The organism is Paenibacillus sp. V4I3 (assembly GCF_030817215.1).
Lineage (GTDB): Bacteria > Bacillota > Bacilli > Paenibacillales > NBRC-103111 > Paenibacillus_E.
Map to the genome: position 1 here is coordinate 4,637,390 of NZ_JAUSZA010000001.1, position 21,436 is coordinate 4,658,825.

Annotated in this window: 17 protein-coding genes; 15 read left to right on the forward strand and 2 right to left on the reverse strand. The window is 44.8% G+C overall.

Annotation, left to right across the window (positions count from 1 at the left end; genetic code table 11):
* The first annotated feature begins 81 nt into the window (after positions 1 to 81).
* From QFZ77_RS21330 to QFZ77_RS21375, 10 genes are all read left to right on the forward strand, one after another.
* The gene (locus tag QFZ77_RS21330) at positions 82 to 1,251 is read left to right on the forward strand and encodes a CapA family protein (RefSeq protein WP_307449708.1); all 1,170 of its coding nucleotides are present in this window, start codon (positions 82 to 84) and stop codon (positions 1,249 to 1,251) included.
* Between the two features lie 425 nt (positions 1,252 to 1,676).
* Complete coding sequence (locus QFZ77_RS21335; protein ID WP_307442473.1) at positions 1,677 to 2,096, forward strand: DoxX family protein; 420 nt, start codon at positions 1,677 to 1,679, stop codon at positions 2,094 to 2,096.
* Between the two features lie 58 nt (positions 2,097 to 2,154).
* On the forward strand, positions 2,155 to 2,823 hold the full coding sequence (gene wrbA, locus QFZ77_RS21340) for an NAD(P)H:quinone oxidoreductase (protein ID WP_307442475.1): 669 nt from the start codon (positions 2,155 to 2,157) through the stop codon (positions 2,821 to 2,823).
* A gap of 248 nt (positions 2,824 to 3,071) precedes the next feature.
* Complete coding sequence (locus tag QFZ77_RS21345; RefSeq protein ID WP_307442477.1) at positions 3,072 to 3,647, forward strand: Crp/Fnr family transcriptional regulator; 576 nt, start codon at positions 3,072 to 3,074, stop codon at positions 3,645 to 3,647.
* Between the two features lie 134 nt (positions 3,648 to 3,781).
* Positions 3,782 to 3,973 carry a YgaP family membrane protein gene (locus QFZ77_RS21350; RefSeq protein ID WP_307442479.1) on the forward strand — a complete coding sequence of 64 codons (192 nt, stop codon included), beginning with the start codon at positions 3,782 to 3,784 and terminating at the stop codon, positions 3,971 to 3,973.
* Positions 3,974 to 4,206: 233 nt separating this feature from the next.
* Complete coding sequence (locus tag QFZ77_RS21355; protein ID WP_307442481.1) at positions 4,207 to 5,640, forward strand: aldehyde dehydrogenase family protein; 1,434 nt, start codon at positions 4,207 to 4,209, stop codon at positions 5,638 to 5,640.
* A gap of 134 nt (positions 5,641 to 5,774) precedes the next feature.
* The gene (locus QFZ77_RS21360; RefSeq protein WP_307442483.1) at positions 5,775 to 5,924 is read left to right on the forward strand and encodes a hypothetical protein; all 150 of its coding nucleotides are present in this window, start codon (positions 5,775 to 5,777) and stop codon (positions 5,922 to 5,924) included.
* A 7-nt stretch (positions 5,925 to 5,931) separates the two neighbouring features.
* The gene (locus tag QFZ77_RS21365) at positions 5,932 to 6,885 is read left to right on the forward strand and encodes an MFS transporter (protein ID WP_307449711.1); all 954 of its coding nucleotides are present in this window, start codon (positions 5,932 to 5,934) and stop codon (positions 6,883 to 6,885) included.
* A 3-nt stretch (positions 6,886 to 6,888) separates the two neighbouring features.
* Complete coding sequence (locus QFZ77_RS21370; protein WP_307442484.1) at positions 6,889 to 7,275, forward strand: MerR family transcriptional regulator; 387 nt, start codon at positions 6,889 to 6,891, stop codon at positions 7,273 to 7,275.
* A gap of 411 nt (positions 7,276 to 7,686) precedes the next feature.
* Entirely contained in the window at positions 7,687 to 9,309 is a 1,623-nt protein-coding gene (locus tag QFZ77_RS21375; RefSeq protein ID WP_307442486.1) for a right-handed parallel beta-helix repeat-containing protein, read from the forward strand.
* A gap of 46 nt (positions 9,310 to 9,355) precedes the next feature.
* Here the strand turns inward: QFZ77_RS21375 and QFZ77_RS21380 are convergent, their stop codons facing one another.
* A complete protein-coding gene (locus QFZ77_RS21380; RefSeq protein WP_307442488.1) occupies positions 9,356 to 10,972 on the reverse strand; it encodes a response regulator in 1,617 nt (538 codons plus the stop codon).
* Positions 10,947 to 12,710, reverse strand: a complete 1,764-nt coding sequence (locus QFZ77_RS21385) for a sensor histidine kinase (protein ID WP_307442490.1) — start codon at positions 12,708 to 12,710, stop codon at positions 10,947 to 10,949. Before QFZ77_RS21385 ends, QFZ77_RS21380 begins: the two co-directional genes overlap by 26 nt.
* A 178-nt stretch (positions 12,711 to 12,888) precedes the next feature.
* On the opposite strand from QFZ77_RS21385, the gene QFZ77_RS21390 reads away from it, so the two are divergent.
* From QFZ77_RS21390 to QFZ77_RS21410, 5 genes are all read left to right on the forward strand, one after another.
* Positions 12,889 to 16,338, forward strand: coding sequence for a cadherin-like beta sandwich domain-containing protein (locus QFZ77_RS21390; RefSeq protein ID WP_307442493.1), 3,450 nt, complete (start codon positions 12,889 to 12,891; stop codon positions 16,336 to 16,338).
* 73 nt (positions 16,339 to 16,411) lie between these two features.
* Positions 16,412 to 17,935 carry an extracellular solute-binding protein gene (locus QFZ77_RS21395; RefSeq protein ID WP_307442495.1) on the forward strand — a complete coding sequence of 508 codons (1,524 nt, stop codon included), beginning with the start codon at positions 16,412 to 16,414 and terminating at the stop codon, positions 17,933 to 17,935.
* Positions 17,936 to 17,955: 20 nt separating this feature from the next.
* On the forward strand, positions 17,956 to 19,596 hold the full coding sequence (locus QFZ77_RS21400) for a glycoside hydrolase family protein (RefSeq protein WP_307442497.1): 1,641 nt from the start codon (positions 17,956 to 17,958) through the stop codon (positions 19,594 to 19,596).
* Between the two features lie 5 nt (positions 19,597 to 19,601).
* Positions 19,602 to 20,552, forward strand: a complete 951-nt coding sequence (locus tag QFZ77_RS21405; protein ID WP_307442499.1) for an ABC transporter permease — start codon at positions 19,602 to 19,604, stop codon at positions 20,550 to 20,552.
* Positions 20,553 to 20,562: 10 nt separating this feature from the next.
* Positions 20,563 to 21,435: a carbohydrate ABC transporter permease gene (locus tag QFZ77_RS21410; RefSeq protein ID WP_307442501.1), complete on the forward strand. Its 873-nt coding sequence runs from the start codon at positions 20,563 to 20,565 to the stop codon at positions 21,433 to 21,435.
* Position 21,436 lies beyond the last annotated feature (1 nt).

The window sequence follows — 21,436 nt, forward strand, 5'->3', positions numbered from 1 at the left end:
GGTTTAATCATGAACTACGCCGCGGTAGGGGAATACTAACGGGGCAATCACCATTCTACTCAACAGGAGAGGTTTATCGTGATGCTACGTATTGCTGTGATTGTTTCAATCCTCTTTTTGGCCTCCGGCTGCTTGCATAGCTTCACAAAACCTAACGAGATAAATTCAAAAGCATATCAGACCTTGCCACCTATCAAGCCATCACTACCCATCTCATCTAGAGAAAAAGAGTCGGTAGTAACCAAAGTCACTTTAGGAGCAATCGGTGATATTTTGATTCACGATCGCGTCTACGCCGATGCAGAGCAAAGAGATGGAACTTACAACTTTAAAAAAATGTTTGCAGAAATTCAACGGATGTTACAAGTTCCCGATATTCTTGTTGCTAATCAAGAAACAATGATTGGAGGCAAGGAGCTGAGGCTCTCCACCTATCCTTCATTCAACAGCCCGCATGAAGTTGGAGATGCATTGAAAGATGCAGGAGTGGATCTTGTAACTATTGCTAATAATCATTCCCTTGATAGAGGAGTGAAGGTTATTCAAAGTGCTCTTACTTACTGGGACACACTTGGAATCCCTTACACAGGGGCTTTCAAATCACAAATTGATCATGACAGGATTAGGACGATAACCAAGAATGATATTACATTTTCGTTTTTGAGTTACACCTACGGTACCAACGGAATTCCACTTCCCAAAGGAAAGTCTTATTTGGTAAATATCATTAACGAGACCCAAATACATAATGATGTGGAACAGGCCAAACCAATATCCGATGTCGTTGTGGTTGCTGTACATTGGGGTAACGAATATGAACGGTTCCCGAATAAAGCTCAAATTGGTCTCGCCCAAAAACTAGCGGATCTTGGTGTTCATATTGTTATCGGTAATCACCCTCATGTTCTACAACCTCCAGCATGGGTAAGAGGAAAAAACGGAAATGAAACCTTAGTTCTTTATTCACTCGGAAATTTTCTATCTGGTCAGAGCGAGTTATATACAAAAGTTGGAGGGATGGCATCCATAGAAGTTATCAAAACCAAAATGTTAGATAAATCCACAATTAAATTAAGCAAGCCGAGCTTTCTTCCAACTTACAACTATGATCTTAATTGGCAGCAATTCAAGATTATTTCAATGGACCGCTTAACTAATGAACAACTAAATAAGGCTAGGTCTCACTATGAAAAAACAAAAAGTCATATGAGCACTTCTTTACAAGATTTGAACATCATTACATCCAATTAAACAAATTATGAGATTTGACTTTTGATAATTACGGCATAATTCGTTACTTGTAGGTAAATAATTAAACAAGATGCTAAGGAAAGGAGCAATGAACATGGGTGACAACGGTCCAATCAAACCAAACGGGTCTCAACATGCCGAGAAATCAAATGATCCGGAAAAACAAGGAAGATCCGCAGCCAAGAAAAAATCAAAGTAATTGGTGGAACATTGTTAAATAAAGCTAGATTGGCAAGGTTTTATAATATGATTATTGTTAATTTCAATCACGGCTGCCGGAGCAGGCGTGATTATTTACGTTAACCCCTAATAAGTACAATAATAAATTAATTATAGCCGCTTGACATAAGTAAGTAAATTACTGTATCATACGAACATAAAGTTTATGACTTCAAAAAAGTTAGTAAAGAAAGGAGGACACAAAAGTGAAAAATAATTATCATATTGGCGCATTAATAATAAGAGTGCTGTTAGGAATTACCTTCTTTGCTCATGGGGTCGCTAAGTATCAAGGAGGTATTGGCAATATAGCAGGTTGGTTTGACAGTATTGGTATTCCAGGCTTTATGGCCTATGTCGTTGCAACGATCGAACTGATAGGGGGCCTTGCACTCATTCTGGGATTTGGCACACGTATTGTATCCGCACTAATGGTTATCATCCTTCTAGTCGCTACTTTTAAAGTAAAATTAGCCGTCGGATTCTTCGGAAATGGTCAAATGGCTGGATACGAGCTGGATCTTTCAATGATTGGTGCCGCTATTTATCTTCTCTTAAATGGCAGTTATGTAATCTCAATTGATTCTTTATTCAAAAAGGGTCAAAAACCAACACAGTTTGTGTAATGATTCTCTGGTATCAGAGGTTCATTCTTGTAAATAAAATAATGGTGGTGTTTTAGATATGGGTTTTCTTGATAAAATTTTTGGAAATACGACGAAAACGGAGCGAATAGACATGGCGAATGTAAAACTTGCAGTCATTTACTACAGTTCAACAGGAACTAACCTTCAACTTGCCAATTGGGCAGCTGATGGCGGGAGAGAAGCAGGTGCGGAAGTTAGAGTCTTAAAGATTCCTGAACTTGCTCCACAATCAGCTATTGATTCTAATCCAGTTTGGAAGGCTCACGTTGAAGCAACTAAGCATATCCCAACTGTCACTTTAGACGATTTAGATTGGGCAGATGCCATTATTTTCAGCATCCCGACACGATTTGGCAATATGCCTGGTCAAGTCAAACAATTCTTGGATACAACAGGCGGTCTTTGGTTCCAAGGGAAACTGGCTAATAAAGTTGTAAGTGCAATGACATCGGCTCAAAATTCGCATGGTGGACAAGAACAAACCATTCTATCTTTATACACAACTATGTATCACTGGGGTGCAATTGTTGCAGCGCCTGGTTATACAGATCCTGTCATTTTCTCTTCCGGCGGTAATCCTTACGGTACGAGTGTGACTGTTGATCAATCCGGCAAAATGGTTGAAGATGTAGAGAAAACGGTACTGCATCAAGCGAAGCGTACGGTAACTGTAGCTCGTGCGATTAAAGCAGGCTTAACTAGTTAATTACGGAATATAAGAAGTGACAGCTAGTCAGATATTGACTGCTGTCACTTTTTTTATTTGTATTAGGAGATGTTAGATCGAACATTGGATTGGTTAATGGTATACTGTGCTTGTTAAAACCTACCATTTCACAAGGAAGGATACAACCAATGTCTTCTGCTATGCTTGATAAAGTCCCGCATATTGTATCGTGCTTCCCTAGCTTGTCCGATATTTCCTTACAGGACTGGAGCGATGAGGGAATTATAATGTTAAATTTACAGCCTAGCTTTGTATTTGAAGAGGGCCAGTTCTTGGAGCATGCCGTTTTAATTCTGGAAGGAACCGTAAGAATGTATAAGATAAGCGGCAGCGGAAGAGAAATTACCTTGTATCGAGTCAATGGCGGGGAATGCTGTCCCCTCATGATGTCCAGCATTCTCGGCGAGACCGAATATGAAGCTTCTGCCTGTATCGAGAAGCTTTGCACAGTAGTTGCTATTCCAGTTGACGTATTTAAAGACTGGATGGACCGTTACAAAAGCTTTCGACAGTTTATTTTTAAAATGTTCGCCAAACGAATTATCATTATGTCCAACTTACTGGATAGCATCAACTTCAAATCAATCCGCGGCCGAATAGCGGAATATCTGGTTGAAATGACCGAGGATGGACGAGATAACCTTACCATTACGCATGATACCTTATCCATAGAGCTGGGAACGGCACGCGAAGTAATCAGCCGAACGCTGAAGTCGCTCGAGAAAGAAGGGCTACTGCAATTATCAAGAGGCCAAATTTCTCATATATTGCGCCAAGATTTGAAAAAATATATAGAACTATAATTGAAGCTCTTTTTACCTCCAAACGTTCATTTTATTGCTATGTGACAAAGTTACGGTTCTATCTAAACGCTTCTGTTATGATCGTAATCAGAAACACAATAAAACAAACCTATACAATATGGAGGTAATAGATTATGAAAAATGTGGGCGGAACTGATCGTGTAATTCGTATTATTCTAGGTGTAGCGTTACTGTCGTTGTTCTACTTCTTTCCTGGTTACTGGAAATTATCAGGATTGATCTCACTTCCGTTCCTTATTACAGGGATAGCGCAAAAATGTGCGATTAATCAAATGCTTGGCCGTAATACTTGCAAAATTCGTTAAGCTATGAAGAGGCTATCCATCAGGACAAAGAAAGTCCAAGTAGAGAGCACGAAAGTAACCGCGAGTATTACCATTGGTAAATGAATTGAATGAGCAGATCGATTACAAATAAGCAGGATTCGCTGTTAGCGATCCTGCTTATTTTTTTGTCTGAAAATAAATTTAAATTATCGCTTGCCTTAAAGTTAACTTTAAGGTGTAAGATTGCTTTCGAGAGGAGGAGGCAAAACGAAATGAAAACAATCGATCACATTTATATCAACGGCAAATTTGTGAAGCCAAGGGGTAATGAAGTACACAACCTTATTAATCCTACGACAAAAGAAATCATTGGCCAAGTAACTTTGGGTAATGTTAAAGATACGCAAGATGCAATAGCAGCAGCTAAAGAAGCTTTCAAGACCTTCTCCAAAACGACTGTCGAAGAGCGCGGTCAGATGCTGCAGCGGCTGCATGATGTCATCATGGCAAATTCAGATGCCCTTGTACTAGCAGCTGTTGAAGAATACGGCGCTCCTATAGGCGCAACTACGGCGCGGTTGCATTTTGCAGCTAAAAATTTTCTCTACAACAAAGAAGTAATGGAAGAATATGAATTTGTTAAATATATCGGTAAAGCCAAAGTGGTTCTTGAGCCGCTGGGAGTCATTGGCCTAATTACCCCTTGGAATGCCAATTACACGCATATCTCAACGAAGTTAGCTCCTGCCATTGCTGCAGGTTGTACGGTTGTAATTAAGGCCAGTGAGCTAAGCGCAATTCAAACACAATTGCTAACTGAATGTTTCCATGAAGCAGGCATTCCAGCTGGCGTTATCAATTTCGTAAACGGGAGAGGCGATGTTGTGGGTTCCGAATTAACTCGTCACCCTGATGTTGCAATGATTTCATTCACAGGTTCTACCCAAGTAGGGAAAATTATTGCTAGAGATGCAGCCGAGACGATGACGAGATTAACGCTGGAACTCGGAGGAAAGTCCCCAAGCATTATTCTTGATGATGCTGATTTTAGCAAAGCTATCCCTTTAGCTGTCATGACAGGATTCAGTAATAGTGGTCAGGCTTGTCATGCGGGAACACGATTGATTGTTCCGGAAGGACGTTTGGAAGAAGTCAAAAATCTTGTAAAGAAAACGGTTGAGTCGATTAAGGTTGGCAACCCATTGGAAAATGGGACATTCATCGGTCCTATGGTTAGTCAAAAGCAATATGACACGGTTCAGCGATACATTAAACTCGGCATTGAAGAAGGTGCGGAACTAGTTATCGGTGGTGAGGGGAATCCGGAAGGGTTGGAACATGGTTATTTTGTAAAACCTACTGTTTTTGCAAATGTGACCATGGATATGTCTATTGCCAAAGAAGAAATATTTGGCCCCGTTTTGTCTATTTTAACCTTTAAAACCGAAGAAGAAGCTGTAGACATCGCTAATAATACCATTTACGGGTTGTCCTCATATATCAGCACTTCCAATCTTGAGAAAGCTAATCATATTGCCTCTCAAATTGTTTCGGGCAGGGTTTTGATTAACGGCTTACATGATGAGCCCAAAGCTCCATTTGGCGGCTTTAAACAATCCGGGATCGGCAGGGAATTTGGAGCCTATGGATTGGAAGCCTATGTGGAACCGAAAACAATATTAGGTTACGATACCCCAGAAATTTAAGGTAAAACTAATCGACAAGGGATCAAGGACGACCAATCACTGACGAGAAAGCCGATCAATATAAGACGGTCGAGCAGGGTGCCGCGACAAGTGTCAGGTGTGCAACCAGCAAGCAACTGGATAACAAGAGTGGCGTGTATTGTGAGGATGTTGATATCGCTGAGGCAGTACAAGGGGATAGTCAAAAAGGCACTGGCGTTCGTCCGTGGGCGATCGATCCCAGCTTTGCCAAGAAGCTTTGGCAATTGAGTGAGGAGCTAACTGGCGTAAAGTTCCCGATTTAAGCTATGTATTGGACTCGTACTGTACATTATTGGGGGCGTTGGCCCCGCATTCATGAACTCCATCAGCTCGATTCTAGGATTACGTGCAATCTTAGGTCTTAGTATTGGTTTAGTTACGCCATTGATGGCTGCTATAATCGCTGAGAATTTCAAAGGCAATGAACGTTCCAGAATGAATGGGCTCACGACTTCAGCCAATGGAATTGGAGGGGCTGTTTTCCTCTTAATTGGCGGAACGATTGCCTCATTGGGTTGGAGAGGCGTTTTTCTAACCTATTCCTATGGGATCATCTTGCTAATCTTAGTCCTCCTATATGTTCCTAAAATAAAACCTGATCACGGAAACAAGACAAATGAACGCTCAAAAGTAGTTAAATTACCGGTCAAAGTCTATATGCTCGGTTTGGCTTCTACGGGAGTAATGATTCTCTATTATGCGATTCCCACCAATCTTGCTATATTTATTGTTGATAATGGACTTGGGGATGCATCAACCGTAGGTTATGTGACGGCATTATCTTTTTTTGGCGTTTTTCTGGCTGGTATATCCGTTACAAGACTCCTTTCAATTTTGAAAAAAGCTGTTGTGCCTTGTATCCTTCTTATATTCGGACTTTCTTTTTTATTGCTTAGTCAGGCTCATTCCATCTGGCTAGTTGCTATAAGTGTATTCATGATGGGCTCTGGTTTTGGATTCGTTTATCCGATCCTTTTAAACAAAATGGCAGAGGCGGCCCCAATAGGGCGTATGACGGCGGCTGTTTCACTGCTTTCAGCTTTTGCAAATTTGGGTCAGTTCATTTCACCGCTCGTTATTCATGGCATTCAAGCTATTTTTCATCTAAACTCTATAAGAAATGTATTTATGATTATTGCAGTTCATTTAGGAGGATCTACCGTTACGTTGCTATGCTTATCGATCAGTGGTAAGAAGAGAGTATTGATAAATAGGAAGGTGTAATTAATGGGCTATTCGATTAAAGAAGCTTCTGAACGTCTAGGGCTGCCCTCGCATACGATACGATTTTATGAGAAAGAAGGGTTACTTCCTTTTATTCAAAGAGATCAACACGGCTACCGAATTTTTGAACAAAAAGATTTAGATTGGATATATTTGATGACCTGTTTCCGTACGACTGGAATGACAGTAACAGCCTTAAAACAAATTGTCGATCTTGCTATTCAAGGTGAATCAACCCTACAGGAAAGAAAAGAGATCCTAGAAAATCACAAGATGGAGCTTCAAAAGAGACAATTGGAGTTGGATAAAGCATTTGAAGCTGTGAACCATAAATTAACCATTTACGATACGCGCCAAAAGGCCGAATTAGACAAAGAGAACCGGAAGTAAAATAAGTTTGCTGGGTAGTAAAAAAGGGGATCACATTCAAGCAAGCGGGAGCGTGTTGTCTCCTGTTGGAAGATTATGTTACAAATACAATCATCATTTAAAGGAGATGTTATTTATATACAAACTGCAACATTACCAGGCAAAGTAGTATTGGCTAGTAGCGGGTCCAGCGGTATGGAGCGGATTGGGGATTGGAGCGAACTTGTGTGTATAAGTACGGATGGCTGAAAAGACTTTAAAGATAGTTGAAACCGTTTCATTTTCTAATGGGAAAGAAGCGGTTTTTTGTTCGGCAAGTTTGAAAGATTGTTAGATATCTAAAGATTTCGTTAGATCCTTCATATTCGGTGATCCATGGAAGCTTTATAATGATGACATTATGCCGAGAAATGGTTGAAGGAGGAACTTCTTTTGTTATCTGATAAAAGCATCTATGTCAAAGATTTTACCCGTCCATCTGAAGAGGACAGCGCAGCAGGCATCCGAGAAGCAATTAGCACAGCTATTGAGGTGGGTGCGGAAAGAGTCGTTTTTGAACCAGGGAGATATAGGTTGGTTTCCGTTAAGCTTCTGCGAACCGAAGGAATGGTACATGATGCAGGAAGCGGCAATCAACAATCGAAAGAATGTCATCTGCCAATTAACGATGCTAGAGGTTTAACACTGCAAGGTGCAGTCGGAGAAGACGGTGAACCGACAACTGTGCTGGTTGGTTACAATGACGAGGCTATTCATGGCTATTTGCCATCGATCTTATGGTGTGAGAACAATGAGAACCTGTCGCTGCTGAATCTCGCGTTTACGAGAGAGCCTGAATTCGCATCTGCAGGTGTGGTCATAGCACGTACAGATACGTCCATTACAGTGAGGGTCTTCGATGGCAATCCATGCCATGAGGGAATGGGAACTTACTGCATGAACCGGTTGGACCCCATTACAAGGGCGTTGATTGGGGAAAGTGTCACCTATGGTGGCGGCGCGGACTCCTCTTGGAAGCAGATAGGTGAACGGACGCTTGTCTTAAACAGCGAGAGCGTGGCTTCCAAAGTTCGGCTAGGCGAGCATCTTTCATGGCATCAAGGAGCACAAACGGATTTCCAAACTTACTTTGCTAGATGTAATCATCTCGAACTGAACAATTTACGTGTGATGAATGCCAACGGTTTTGCAATGCTAGCAGAGAGCTGCCGCCATATTACAGCGGACCGGGTCGTTTTCAAACCTGATGGGAATAGATTGTTTACGGCACCGCGAGACGCATGGAAGCTGTTTAAGTGCAGTGGGCGAATTGAAATCAGTAGGATGTATGTGGAAGGTGTCAGAATGGACGGGCAAAATATTCAAAGCAACTGGCTATTCTTCGCCAGCAGGCTTTCACCGCGCGAGGCGCTATTCTTCGGGAAGTATACGTTTGCCGCATTGCTGGCAGGCAGCCATATAGAATTCTACAATGGTGAACATATGGAGAAAAGGGTCATTGCCGGTTGGTCCCATGAAGGGAAGCAGGAGGGCGGTCATCTCTATCGCGTTCAATTCACACAAGATCTTCCTGAATTTGCGGCCGAGGGAAGCTTATGTGCGGCCGATTATTGGGAGGCTGACAGCTACACGTGTACCCACTCTGCGTTTGTCAACATTGCTGGAGCTGGACATCTTGTGAGGAATGATCATGTTACGATTGCGAATTGCACATACCGAAACACGATGAATCCGGGGATTCTGCTTGGTGCTGAGCTTCCGACTCACGCCGAGGGAGGACATGCCACGAACATTCAAATTGTTGACTGCGAGTTCGATCATTGCGGCTTTCATCCTCGATATGGCGCTGAGGGCTGCATTGGCATCAAATCCGCAGGCTTCGACGGGAAACATAATCGAAATATTACGATCAAGGGGAATCTCTTCAAGAATTCGGCGATCGGCGTTCATGCCATTGATGCTGATGAAGTCGTGGTGAAGAATAACCGATTCGAGAATGTGGATCAGCTCTTGGTTGTTAGACCAGGTATTACCGGTAGGATTGATTTTGAATAACACGCAAAAAGGACCTGAAACTAATGGTTCTTTTGCGTGTTATTTGTTAAGGATTCACAACCGGCTGATGAGCGTGCTTGTATTCATTGGGCGTTAAGCCCGAGTATTTCTTGAATAATGTACAGAAATACGAATAGCTGCGGAAGCCGACCTTGGAAGCCAGCTCATAATTCCTGTATTGCCCGGTCTGCAGGTAGATCTTGGCCGTTTCCATGCGCTGCTCCAGAATGTAGTCTACGATGGAAACACCGACTTCTTTCTTAAACAGATGCCCTAAGTAAGAGGGGCTAAGCTTTACCTTGAGTGCGATTGAATCCATGCTCAGATCATCGCTCAGATGTGACTTGATATATTGGATAGCGGAGGAAAGCTCATGCCTCAGCTGAAGGGATTGCAATCTACGCTTCCTGATTTCGATGAAGCGTCCGATCACGGTTTCTAGAGCGCGATGAAAAGAAGTCTCTGTCTGAATGTTGAGCGGGGGTTCCAGCGGATTTATCTCCGACACCCAGTTGCCACCAGCAAGAAGCTGATCTAACGACTCCAGCCAAAATATGGCTGCTGAGGGCTCTGGTTTATACAACAGGAATTCATTCCGCGTCATACTGACCCAATCCTGATACTTAGGTTCTTCTTGGTGGCTAACTAACTCCTCTAGCCGACTACGCAATTTATCTAGAATTTTATCAGGTATGGTATGAAACGGCAGCGCTTGATCAACAAACACAGGCTCGGCCGTATCCGAATAAAAGTGGTGTACGCGATATTTCACAGTATCCAAATAGACGGAACGAAGGGAGGCAATAGTCGGCATAGGCCTACTAACCGTCACAGTGAGCCGCAGCTTTAAATATTGCTTGAGCGGGTTCGATAGCTTACGGAGGAATAGGGTAATGCTTTCCTTAAGCTGACTGCTGTTGGTTGGCTGTTGACCTGTCAGGAACAAAATGAACCGTCCGAATGAAACAGGGAATAGCTCGAACCGGCCTGGGAAATCCGCTTGTGCGCATTCTCGGACGATCTCCAGCATGCTGAATTCAATCAAAGAGCGGTCTTTGACCGGGTATCGCTGCTCGAATTTAGCGAGTTCATCGACGCTGCATGCTAACAATACATAAGTAGGCCGAAGAAGGTCGATGCCAATTTTCTCACCGCGGACGAGAATTTCCTCCGGTTTCGCAAGCAAGGAAGAGAGGATATCTTCAAAAAACTTTTGACGTAGCGGGTATTGATTATTTTGCACAAGCACCTTATAGCTTTGTTCGCTTGTTGTTAATCGATGTGTCTTATCAAGCTCCTCGCATGCCTTCGATAAAGCAGCCTGAAGTTCACCAGCTTCAATCGGCGATTTCAGGATATAGCCGTCGGCTCCACTGCGAATCGCTACTTGAGCGAAAGCGAAGTCTCGATGAGCGGTTAGCATGATGCAGCGAATTAGGGGGAATTCCTTCTTCAGATGCTGCAGAAGCTCTAAACCGTCCATCAGCGGCATCGTAATATCGAGAAGTACGATGTCCGGCTCTAATGAGCGGCAGCTTTTCAAAGCTTCGACACCATTCTCCGCCTCGCCAACAATTACATAGCCCCAATGTCCCCAGGGAAACTGCGAGCGTATGTATTGACGGGCCATCGGTTCATCATCCACGATCAAGATGCTCTTCATTCGGTTCTGCCCCCAATCGGATTAATAGCCTTGTGCCTTCATCTTGCGTGCTTTCCAAGTGAATACGGTAACGATCTCCGTACATCATTTGAAGCCTGCGATGAACATTGACAAGACCAATGCTATGCCCGTTTTTATTTTCCTCCGATGTAATCTCCTTACTGTTATCGGAATGGATATTCAGCCGATCCATTAGTTTCGATATCTTCTTAGCGGACATGCCTTTGCCGTTATCTTCGATCATAATGTCCCAGCCGTCCGTTCCGACAGTCGTGCCTATGAACAACACGCCATCTTTATGATCCGGCACCAGACCGTGAAAAATACTGTTTTCGACCAAAGGCTGCAGCACGAACTTCGGCAGCTTCCTCTCTAAGGTTAGTGGATCAAGATCCATATGAAAGGAGAATTTACCGGGATACCGGATATGCATCAAATCAACATAACTCTCCAAGGCGGTTATTTCCTCTCGCAATGTCACAGGACCCGGACTTGCCTTTAGCGTGTAATCTAGTTGTGTCGTCAGGGAAGAGACAAGTTGATCGACCTTGTTATATTCGCCGGAGCGGGCAGCCATGCTGATTGAATTCAACGTATTAAATAGAAAATGCGGTTTGATCTGCGCCTGAAGTGCTAGAAAGTCAGAGATCTGTTTCTGCTTCTCAGAATGCTTCAGATTAGCAATGAGCTCACGAATATGAGCTGTCATCCGGTTGAAATGCTTGGCGAGAAGTCCGAGTTCATCCTGACGATTTAACTGAATCGAGGTGTCCAATTGCCCGTCGCTGACAGCATTCATCGAGTCGGCAATCTTGCGTATAGGTCTACTGATCAGAACGGATATCGTGTAAGCCATCCCAATGGATAATAGCAACGAGACCAAGCCAAGTGCCCATGTAAATGAAATCGTTTTTTGCAGAGGCTTGAGAAGCGCTGTTTTATCTAATATCCAAACGACATCCCAGCCGATTGCAGGATTGGTCACTCTTGTCAGGACAAGACGTTGACCGGCAGCGGTTTGCTGTTCGGATTGTTTCCAGCCTCCTTCGAACCATTTATCTTCTAACCCGATTAGCTGGTACGATTTATTGAATACATTGTATTGCGAATAGGGCGGGCGTCCGAAGACAGGGTGGTGCAATCGGTCGAGCAGAATGATTTCCCCTGTGATTCGATTGGAGGATTGCGATTGCAAGGAATCATATAGTCTGGCCAAATATAGATCGAGCAGAATGATCTTGTCACCGTCCGTGGAAGGAAGCTTCATTGCAGCCGTCACCGTATAGTTGGAGGGCAGAGAGAAATAAGGGCCGATCCAATACACAATACCGCTTAGCTTAATTTGCTCTAATTCCTTGGATAGTGAGGGGGTATCCAATAGTGCCCATTGAACATAAGAAGTGCTGGCAGCCAGTTTACCCTGTTCAAGCAAATGAATATTGTACACATTGGGCATATAAGGCAGCAAACTGTTGTTAAACCAACGAATGATTTCCTCGCTTGAGCCTTGCTGGAAACGGCTGTCCGTACCTACGGTAATGAATAAATTCCGGATATTCTCCAGTGTAACATTTAAATAATCGTTTGATTTGTTTGCAATCTGATCGGCGTATTCATACTGGGCATCCAGCAAGGAATCGGAAGAATGCCGATAATACCAGTAGCCTAACAGAACGATAATCGATTCCACCAGCAAGAAGGAGATTACGAAGACTTTGACTGCGATACGACGTTTCATACATGTCCTCCTAAGTGATCTTCACCTCCTTATTATAGTGGCTTTCCGAACGAAAGTTAGCCTCATTTGAAACTTCGTTGAAAATTGAATCATTTTAATAAATATTGCATGAAGATGAACGATCCAATGAAGTGATAATGAGGATGTTCTTGTGGTTCATTTGAAAATGGGGGGATTAATGATGCATCAAACTGTCAGACGTACACTTTCCGGCTTTCTTGTTTTCCTGCTTCTTATGGCTTCTGGGGTAAGCGGCACTTTTGAAGCTTATGGCACTGAAAAAGCTTACGCAGCAGAATCTGAACAGCAAACGATCATTATCGATAACGATAATGAGGGGGCACCCAATATAGCAGGTGGACTGCCCACTACGACCAAGGGCTATTTCAGCTCGGGCATGCTGGGCGGCGGCACCAAAAGCACACTCGCTTATGCGAATGGTGCACAAAACGCCAATACGAATACAGCCTATGCAACCTATACCCCGTCTTTAAGCGAGCAAAGTTTTACGATCGGGACATATCGTGTGTCCGTATGGATCGTCCAAAGAACGGCGGCAGCGGCCCGACTAATGACTGAAGTGTATCGTAATGGGGAGTCGACAAAGACGGCTTTTGACAATGCGGCTCCAGCTGGCGGTTGGGTAGAGATCGGCATCTTTGATTTTAAAGGTGTGGGGGAGGAATACGTGAAGCTTTCTAGAGATCCGGGAGGCCCGACTGGTTATTTCAATTCGGATTCGGTGAAGTTTGAGAAGCTGCCATCGCGGATCCATACACTCAGTGATTTGCAGGTTGGCGAAACATCCATATTTCAGCCTACAGTGAGTTCGTATACGTATCTTGTCAGTAATGCCGTTCAGGAGATAACGATTAATCCGACAGCTACTGATCCTTCAGCGGAAATTAGGGTGAACGGTTCGGTGGTGAATAGCGGGACTTCAAGTGAACCCATCCCACTTCATATCGGTGATAATGAGATTCCTATCGATGTTCAAGCGGAAAATAGCAGTTACACGCAGCAATACACGATTGTCGTGAAACGATCCGCTGGCAACAACACGAATGTGTCCTTAAGCGCTTTGCAGTTGAACGGGGTTCCTTTGCAGGGATTCGACCCCACGGTGACTTCGTATACGTATACGGTTCATAATGCAAGTGCATCCATTTCCATCTTGCCTACAACAGCGGATACCGCAGCATCTGTGAAGGTAAACGGGACTGTAATCAACTCCGAACAACCGATACCTGTAGATTTAACAGTCGGTAATAATGAGATTGACATTATGGTGATTGCTCAAGATCCAGCTTATACCCAGACCTATAGGCTGAATATTTATCGTCAAAAAGCTGACGCAACCCTGAAGAAGCTGCAGATTGACGGTCATGAGCTGACGAGAGGCTACAACGTTATGCCTGGACAGAACCAATCGCCGGGCTTTGAGCCGAACGTAATGACTTATTCCTATGAGGCCCCGAATGGGGTAAATGAAATCATTGTAACGGCTGAACCAAGCGATTCGAACGCAGTCTTTTTCGTGAATGGTGTTCAGATAAGCGGCGGTACAGACTCATTGCCAATAACGCTGGAACATGGCGTTCAAACCATCCAAGTGGAGGTGCACGCAGAGGACCACTCCTTCAAAAAGCAATATGACATTACGGTGGGTAAAGGGAATCATACACGTGGAAAACCGGTAAAGGCTTCTCAGGAATACTATTTGACGCCGGGCAAGCATGCGGTGGATGGCGATGGGGCTTCGGTTTGGCGGAATGTCCTGGCAGACGGAACGCCGTATGTCTGGTTGGAGGTAGATTTACTCCGCAGAACTTCGTTTAATCGGGCAGTGGCTGCTTTTTACAACTACACGGACATGCAAAACTTCAAGATTCAATACTCAGACGACGGCTTGCAATGGCAGGATGCCTTTGTAAGCAACGCCAAGCCTTCCTCGATTGAAAGCGTCAGCTTTCCTGAGGTTACGGCCAGATACGTGCGGTTTTATGCGGATAAAGCAAAGGATTTGGTGTTTACCGGATTATATTCCTTTGAAATTTATGGGGCTGGGCCACCAACAAACGTACCGGGAGAAAATTATGAGCGGTTATCAGGCATCACATTATCGAACGGCTTTATTTCGTTTGATCCCTATATAACCGATTACACACTTGTAACAGATCGAGACCTTACCTTAACACCAGTGAAGGGCGCGTTAGGTCAGACGTTGAAAATAGATGGCCAAAGCCAAAACAGCCTATTTGTCTCCAAGGAATCTTTATTCGGTGAAGTCCGCACCGTCCCTATCGAGGTGACCTCCCAGGATGGAAGCCGCAGGATGGTCTATCGACTGCATATCGAGTTGGTGCCCTCAGTACCGGGTTCCGGCTATACGCTCGCATTCGAGGACGAATTCAATGGCTCCGAGCTGAATAACAGTCAGTGGTATTATCGTGCTGGAAGCAATGCTTATACCGATAATAAGAAGGATAATGTGTCCGTATCGGACGGCTTTCTAAGAATCGCTTTGAAAAAAGAACCTGCTGGCAGTGGTGGAAAAGCGTATTCCGGCGGAGGCATCATCACCAAGCCGCTTTTGGGGTACGGCTATTATGAAACCAGATTTAAGCAATGGAACAAGGAAGGCTTTCACAGCTCCTTCTGGATTGCGGGGTTGAATCAACGGGTATCGGTCCTCGATGGAGATCAGCTCTATTCGCCGTCGACGGATTATCAGGTGAATGAAATTGATGGCTTTGAGATTGATACTTCACACCCGGATGGTTTAATGACAGCGGGTCATTATTGGTGGCCGGGAGATGCTCATCTGACTTATGTGCCTTACACGACATACAAGGAAGTGGACTCGTCTGATGGCTACCATACGTATGGTATGGAATGGACTCCGACAAAAATTAAATTTTACGTGGATGGCAAAATGTTCAGAGAAGAATTTTATCCGGGACCGCATGGAGCGGGGACGCAAGGACGAGGCCAGCATTTGTGGCTGACGTCACTGGTGTATAAGCTGCCGGTTGCCGATGAGCATTTGCCCGCGGAGGTAACCTATGATTACTTCAAATTTTACACAAAAGATTATGGGGTGGATGCACCTGTTGATGCCGTCATCGTGGATAACGGAGATCCGGGCTATTCGGAAACAGGCATTTGGGCTTCGACATCAGATGCATTTGGTTATGACGATAATGATACAAGATTTACGCGAACCATAGGCGATCAAGCGAAATGGAGCAAGGCTCTTGCGGCTGAGGGGAACTACGAGGTGCGGATATGGAATCCGTCCTTCCATAACAATACGACGCAAGCGCAGTACACAGTGCAGCATGCAGGTGGCTCAACGTCCGTCATGGTCGACCAAAAGCTAGGGGGCCAGCAATGGATCTCGCTCGGCACCTATCGTTTTACACAAGATGCGGAAGCATCAGTTACGATGACTGCCATGGATACGGCTTACCTTCGTGCGGATGCGGTGATGTTCGTTCCAAGGATGAGTGATCCTATCGACCCGGAGCCTAACACTGATTCTGGTAAAAAGGACAAGGACAAAAACAAAGATAAAATCAAGAACAAAAAAAATAATGAAATTTTGAAGTATTTCATGAAATGTTGAAAGGTTATTAGGGCTCGCAGGCTGTACAATAGACGTATAGCATCACTTTCATTGCAATGAGGGAGAGAGACTTATGGACTTGAAACGATGGCAATCTGTTCCCACTTTGGTGACATGCGTATTGTTGGCCTTAAGCTTAGCAGGATGCAATCAGCAGTCTGCGAGCCCAGAATCAGCTGTTCCGAACAATCAAGCCGGTGCAAGGGTGAAGATCGAAGTGCTGGTAAGCGCAATTAACAACCTACCGTCAGACCCGGCTATGGATATGATCAAGAAGGAACTAGACACAAAGCTCGGCATCGACTTGAAAATCACAGCAGTTGTAGGTGATGAGGATTATAAAAATCAGCGTAATCTCCGCTTAGCGAGCAACACCTCTGCAGATCTGTTCTATGTGGATCGCAGGGATATGATCAAACTATCGCAGCAGGGAAGTTTATTGGATTTATCGCCACATATGGATAAGCTTCAATCGACGAAGCAATTTGTCGGCGGAGAAGAGGCGATGACGACGGGGACGGTCAAAGGAAGGGTGTTCGGCATCCCGAAGGCTTCGCCTGCTCCGCAGTTCACTTTATGGCTTCGCCAGGATTGGCTGGAACAGGTTGGTATGCAGGCGCCAGTAACAATCTCAGAGCTGCTACAGGTAATGAAAGCTTTCACCGAGCAGGATCCGGATCGAAACGGCAAGAACGATACCTATGGTTTTACGGGTAATCCGCAATTTAACGCGCTGGATCAAATATTCGGGGCGTACGGCACAACTTATCCGGGCAAGTTTTATTTGAAAGACGGTAAGCTTGTGAATTCAATCTATGATCCTCGCATCAAACAAGCACTTGGGTTTATGAATGATATGGTGAAGCAAGGTGTCGTCGATCCCGATTTCCTGGCGAATACAAAGGGGCAGCAGAAAGATAAGGCCTATCAAGGACAGGTCGGATTGCTGAATTTCAATTGGCCGGTCGTCGTGAACAGCGATGCCGCCAAACAAATCAGCGCCTTTCAGCCGCAAGCCAAATGGGTTCAAATACAAGCGCCAACCGGCCCGGGAGGATCTTACAACGGCTATGACGATGTGGGTGCGCGCAGTATGATGGTCATGCCTGCTTCGCTCCAGAAGGAACCGGAGAAATTGCAGAAGGTTATTGAACTGCTTAACTATTTGACCTCTACGGAGGGCTCTCGTCTCGTGCAATATGGACTCCCAGGGATTCATTATCAGTTGGCCGGGGAGACGATTACGCCAACAGAGCAAATTCACGATGTTGTGTATTCACACTTGTATCAATTGGTCGGCCGTGACGAAATGACCTATTTACGAACGAAATTCCCGGATGCTGAACCCTATTATCATTTCGCCATCGAGCAGTCGAGGTTAAAGGTCTTAGACGCTTTTATCGAGCTGCCGCCAGGCTTTAATGCTGCGGATGCGAATCGATACATCATGGAGGAGACGTTCAAGTTCATTTATGATAAACGTCCATTATCAGAGTATGACGATTTCGTTCAAACGCTTGAGAAGACATATCATTATGGATTGTACATGGAATCCGCAGGAAAGCAGCTTGTCGAACAAGATTTGCTTAACCAGTAATTTAGGAAGGTGCCTTTGGCATGATCAATATAACGGAACAAGAACGACAAAACTGTGTATTTGCGAGAGACTTTGGAGCAGTGCCGGATGACCCTGGCGATCAGGCTGAGGCGCTTCGCAGGGCGATAGCCTTTGCTGCTGTGTATGGAAAATCGCGTGTGCTGCTGGAGCCTGGAACCTACTATCTGCATAGCTTTGTGACAGATGAGGAAGCTGAGCGTCAGGATTGGTCTCGCAGACATCTTTGGCTTCGTGATATGAATGGCTTGACACTAGAGGGAGCGGTAGATCTTGACGGAAATCCGGCGTCGCTGCTTGTTGGTTGTCACAAAGGAGAGAATGAAGCTTATTTGCCTTCTATCCTTTGGGCGGAACGGTGTAATGATTTGCAGCTGCGAAATTTGAAATTTTCGCGGGAGCCGGCTTATTCCAGCGCCGGAGTCATCGTCGACAAAGGAGATGATTTCCTAGTTGTAGAGGTGTTTGAAAGCAATCCCTATATAGACGGCATGGCCTGCTTTTGCGCGAACCGTTTTGATTTGCAGGCTGGTGCGTTGGTTGGCGAAAGTGTGACCTATGGTAAGGGCGCCGGGGTTAGCTGGCGTCGCATAGAAGGAGGCGAGGGACGCAGATTGAGGCTTGATAGCCCTGAAGTTGCCATGCAAGTGTCCATCGGCGAAGGACTATCTTGGCATTTTGGAGCGAACACCGAGTTTCAGCTGCAGTTCAAGGAATGCCATCATTTGCAGCTCGACAACTTGCATACGGTCAGCTCGAACGGTTTTGCGATGCATACGGAATGCTGCAATGGCGTGAAGGCGAGCCGTGTACGATTTCAGCCGGAAGGGAAGCTGCTGTTCACAGCACCTAGAGATGCGTGGAAGATTTACAAGTGTGAAGGTGATTTCGAGATTGAGCACATGTTTGTAGAGGGTGTCCGGATGGATGGTCAGAACATGCATAGTACGTTTCTCTTGGTCGACAAGGTGATCGATCGCCATAACCTGCAGCTCTGGGCGAAGTGGAGCTATGCTCCACTTCGTACGGATAGCAGGCTAACCTTTTATAACGGAAATGAACGGATGCAGAACAAGATTCGCTCTTGGCGTCCGGACGGTCAAGGCAAAGGCGGTCACTACTATTTGATCGAGTGTGAAGACCCGGTGAATCTGTCGTTGAATAAGAACGCTCATATCGTTCCGTCCTGCTGGGAGCTGAACGCCTATACCATCAAACATTCGGTGTTCCGAAATATTGCCGGCTGCGGGCATATCGTCAAGTACAGTAAGGTCTTGATTGAGGATGTTGTCTATCAGAATTTAATGAATGTCGGCATACTGATTGGCGCCGAGTGGACGGAGTTTTATGAAGGCGGACATCCGAAGGGTGTTACAATTCGACGATGCAGCTTTGACTACTGCGGATATACGCCTCGATGCGGGGTAACCGGAGGCATTGGTATACGTTCGGAGGGCTTGGAAGGTATTTATAACGAAGATATCGTGATTGATGAATGTACGTTTCACCATGTTCCTGTGGGGGTGGACATTCATCAAGCGGAGGGTGTTCGCCTAGTTTGTAATCGCTTTCATAATGTTGAACAGCCATACAGAATCGACCCGCATACAACGAGAGAGATCGTCATTGAAGAAAGGAAGTGAGAATTGTGGAATTATCTGCTGAGAAACATATCGCCGCCCGACCTATTGAACGTAAAAGCGAAACGATGAAACACTTCAGGCTTCATAAATGGCTGTATATCTTTTTGGTGCCAGGGCTGATTTATTTGCTTGTGTTCAAATATATTCCGATGTTCGGTATCGTGATTGCCTTTAAAGACTTTAGCTTAGTGAAAGGGATTTGGGCAAGCAAGTGGATCGGCTTTGAAAATTTTGCGTATTTGTTCCAGTCGCGCGATTTTTACAAAGTATTGAGCAACACACTGATCATCAGTTTTTATCAAATATTGTTCGGATTTCCTGCCCCGATCATTTTGGCTGTCATGCTCAATGAAGTAAGAAGTCTGATGTTCAAACGATTATCGCAGACGATTCTGTATTTACCGCACTTTATTTCCTGGGTCGTGCTGGCAGGGATGATCATTAATTTTCTGTCGCCATCGACAGGTCCGGTCAATTTTCTAATTAAAGCTTTGGACTATGAGCCGATTTCGTTTCTGTTAAAGCCGGAATATTTCCGGACGATTCTCGTATCGGCGGAGGTTTGGAAGGGAGTCGGGTGGGGAACGATTATCTATCTCGCAGCGATGACGGGGATCGATCCTTCCTTGTACGAATCAGCCAAGATGGATGGGGCTTCCAGACTACAGCAAATCCGCTACATCACGCTGCCGGGAATTACTTCAACCGTCGTTGTCCTGCTCATTTTGCAGCTCGGCCACATTCTTGACAATGGCTTCGAGCAGGTGTACCTGTTGTACAATCCGATGACCTATGAAGTGGCTGATGTTATCGAAACGTATACGTACCGAGTTGGCTTGATCGACGGTAGACTGTCTTTCGCTGCAGCAGTCGGACTATTTAAAGCGGTGATCGGTTTCGTTCTCATTATTATGGCTAATCGAATCGCAAGACTGTTCGGAAAACAAATTTGGTAGGTGAGAGTATATGAGCAAAATGAAACTAGAGCTGTTCGACACAATCAACTATACGCTGCTCACGCTCATCTGTGTGGTCATGCTGTATCCGTTCATCAATGTAGCATCTGTATCCCTAAGTTCCTATTCGGCTTATGTGAACAATCCGACGATGATCTGGCCGCATGAATTCAGCTTGGCGGCTTATCAAGAGATCATGTCGCGCGCATTGCTGTGGAGAAGTTATTTGAATACGTTGATCGTTACGATCTGCGGAGTAACCTTAGGCATTTTCCTATATATCATTACGGCCTATCCATTGTCCAAAAGAGTGCTCAAAGGACGAAAGTTCCTCATGATGCTCATCGTATTCACGATGCTGTTCAACGGGGGGTTGATTCCCAATTTTTACTTGATACGCTCACTCGGACTGCTTGATACGCTTGCGGCTTTAATTCTGCCTGCGTTATTCTCGGGCTTCAGCCTTATTCTTATGAAAAATTTCTTCGAATCGCTGCCCGAAGAGCTGGAGGAAGCGGCTCGTATGGACGGCGCTTCAGACCCGTACATCTTATTTCGCATCATCGTTCCTTTATCGAAACCGATTATCGCTACATTGTGCCTGTTCGCTGCGGTTGGCTATTGGAACAACTTCTTTAATGCGATTATTTATATTCGCAGTGAAACGAATTGGCCGCTAATGCTTTACCTACGTGAGGTGATTGAAGCGGCTAGTATGATGGCGCAGCAATCGAATGCCGCCGAGGCGGGCTCGCAGCATGTGACGAGTGAAACCTTAAAGTACGCCACATTAATGATTGTTATGATTCCAATTTTGTGCGTCTATCCATTTCTGCAAAAGTACTTTGTCAAAGGGATCATGCTTGGCTCTGTAAAAGGATAGT

Excerpts from the sequence above, each read along its gene's own strand:
- wrbA (WP_307442475.1), top strand. The coding sequence starts at position 2,155 with ATGGGTTTTCTTGATAAAATTTTTGGAAATACGACGAAAACGGAGCGA.
- QFZ77_RS21380 (WP_307442488.1), bottom strand. The coding sequence starts at position 10,972 with ATGAAGAGCATCTTGATCGTGGATGATGAACCGATGGCCCGTCAATAC.
- QFZ77_RS21400 (WP_307442497.1), top strand. The coding sequence starts at position 17,956 with ATGATCAATATAACGGAACAAGAACGACAAAACTGTGTATTTGCGAGA.
- QFZ77_RS21355 (WP_307442481.1), top strand. The coding sequence starts at position 4,207 with ATGAAAACAATCGATCACATTTATATCAACGGCAAATTTGTGAAGCCA.
- QFZ77_RS21395 (WP_307442495.1), top strand. The coding sequence starts at position 16,412 with ATGGACTTGAAACGATGGCAATCTGTTCCCACTTTGGTGACATGCGTA.
- QFZ77_RS21350 (WP_307442479.1), top strand. The coding sequence starts at position 3,782 with ATGAAAAATGTGGGCGGAACTGATCGTGTAATTCGTATTATTCTAGGT.
- QFZ77_RS21370 (WP_307442484.1), top strand. The coding sequence starts at position 6,889 with ATGGGCTATTCGATTAAAGAAGCTTCTGAACGTCTAGGGCTGCCCTCG.
- QFZ77_RS21385 (WP_307442490.1), bottom strand. The coding sequence starts at position 12,710 with ATGAAACGTCGTATCGCAGTCAAAGTCTTCGTAATCTCCTTCTTGCTG.
- QFZ77_RS21390 (WP_307442493.1), top strand. The coding sequence starts at position 12,889 with ATGATGCATCAAACTGTCAGACGTACACTTTCCGGCTTTCTTGTTTTC.
- QFZ77_RS21345 (WP_307442477.1), top strand. The coding sequence starts at position 3,072 with ATGTTAAATTTACAGCCTAGCTTTGTATTTGAAGAGGGCCAGTTCTTG.
- QFZ77_RS21330 (WP_307449708.1), top strand. The coding sequence starts at position 82 with ATGCTACGTATTGCTGTGATTGTTTCAATCCTCTTTTTGGCCTCCGGC.
- QFZ77_RS21410 (WP_307442501.1), top strand. The coding sequence starts at position 20,563 with ATGAGCAAAATGAAACTAGAGCTGTTCGACACAATCAACTATACGCTG.